This window comes from bacterium (assembly GCA_029210965.1).
Taxonomy (GTDB): Bacteria; BMS3Abin14; BMS3Abin14; order BMS3Abin14; family BMS3Abin14; genus JALHUC01.
Genome location: JARGFZ010000118.1, coordinates 1 through 748, shown reverse-complemented (window position 1 = coordinate 748; position 748 = coordinate 1). Strand labels below are relative to the sequence as shown.

The following is a 748-nucleotide window of genomic DNA, read 5'->3' as shown; positions in this document are numbered from 1 at the left end:
CCATGAAACCCGCCGCCTGCTCGTGACGGGTGACGATGAGCCGGATGGGAGAGTCTTTGAGGGAATTGAGGAGATCCAGGTTCTCCTCACCAGGGATGCCAAAGATATATTCCACTCCCTCGGCTTCCAGGCATTTGACGAAAAGATCGGATGCTTTCATGGACTGCCCCCTGGTAAATGGGAAGATAATATTTACAAGATACAATATTTTTAACCCGGATAGTTAACAAATTGATAACAAGGCTACCAAGTCTAGACTTGGTAGCCAGTGTCTAGATTCTAGAGTCTGGTTTCTAGATAATGCTCTTCAAAAGCTATGCTCATGTTCCTTCTTGCGTCATCTGAGATGGCTCTGCTAAATTTGTTTAGATTTTTCTAGACACCAGACACCAGACACTAGACACTATGACAATGATCAATATGGACGAAAAACAGAAGTTCTACTCCTTCATGGCGGCATTCTTCGGCGGGATCGTTGTCATCGCCTGGATGGCGCCCGGCGCCTTCAAATCCTTGACCCTCGCATTCGGCCTTGCGTACCTGCTCGACCCGGCAGTGGATTGGCTGGAAAGAAAAAAGGTCCCCAGGGTGGCCTCGATCCTGGCGATACTTTTCCTCATTACCGGACTCCTTGCTCTGGCCCTTTCATGGCTTATTCCGTACCTCTGGAAAGAAGCGGTACAGTTCATCCACGAGGCTCCCGGGATCGCCGAAAAGGCCCTCGTGAAGATCGCCGGCTGGGGGCTCC

2 protein-coding genes are annotated in these 748 nt (G+C 50.3%); one reads left to right on the top strand and one right to left on the bottom strand.

Going from position 1 to position 748, the window contains the following annotated elements; all coding sequences use genetic code 11:
- A partial coding sequence (locus P1S59_14560) for a thiamine pyrophosphate-binding protein (protein ID MDF1527446.1) occupies positions 1 to 160 on the bottom strand: 160 nt, incomplete at its 3' end.
- A gap of 245 nt (positions 161 to 405) precedes the next feature.
- Here P1S59_14560 and P1S59_14555 point away from each other — a divergent pair.
- Positions 406 to 748, top strand: a 343-nt coding sequence (locus P1S59_14555; GenBank protein ID MDF1527445.1) for an AI-2E family transporter, incomplete at its 3' end; no start/stop codon positions are given.